The sequence below is a fragment of the Methylobacterium aquaticum genome (assembly GCF_001043915.1).
GTDB classification, from domain to species: Bacteria; Pseudomonadota; Alphaproteobacteria; order Rhizobiales; family Beijerinckiaceae; genus Methylobacterium; species Methylobacterium aquaticum.
The window spans coordinates 1-599 of the sequence record NZ_LABX01000493.1; the positions used below are offsets into that span (position 1 = coordinate 1).

General features: G+C 65.6%; 1 pseudogene. It reads right to left on the reverse strand.

The features are described 5' to 3' along the window. Positions 1-153: 153 nt before the first annotated feature. Positions 154-599: pseudogene (locus VP06_RS33425) on the reverse strand (VWA domain-containing protein); the annotation flags it as partial.

A 599-nucleotide genomic window follows, 5' to 3' on the forward strand; every position in this document is an offset into this window, starting at 1 on the left:
GTCTGGGTCATCGGGGCGGGCTGTCTCGCGCAAACGGGGACGGAAGGTCTCGGTTTTAGCGCAGGCGCGGCCCCCTCGACAGCCGCGCCAGCGCACGGTTCCCCATACGCCGGAGCACGGGTGATCCGTTTGCCGGAGGATTCCGTCCCGTCGCTATCGCAGCAGCGCCCGTGTCGCCTGGTCGATGCCGTCCAGCGTCAGCGGGTACATCCGGTCGGAAAAGATCTGGCGGATCATCGCGTTCGACTGGGTGTAGCCCCACTGCGCCTGCGGCACCGGGTTGAGCCAGGCCACCTTCGGGAAATGGTTCAAGACCCGTTCGAGCCAGACCCGGCCGGCCTCCTCGTTCCAGTGCTCGACCGAGCCGCCCGCCATCGCGATCTCGTAGGGCGACATCGCGGCGTCGCCGACGAACACCACCCGGTAATCGGACGGGTAGGTGCGGATCACGTCGAGGAGCGGCGTGCTTTCCGTGTGGCGGCGGCGGTTCTCCTTCCAGACCTTTTCGTACAGGCAGTTGTGAAAGTAGAAATGCTCGAAGTGCTTGAACTCCGAGCGGGCGGCGGAGAACAATTGCTCGGCGAGTTCGACGTGCCAGT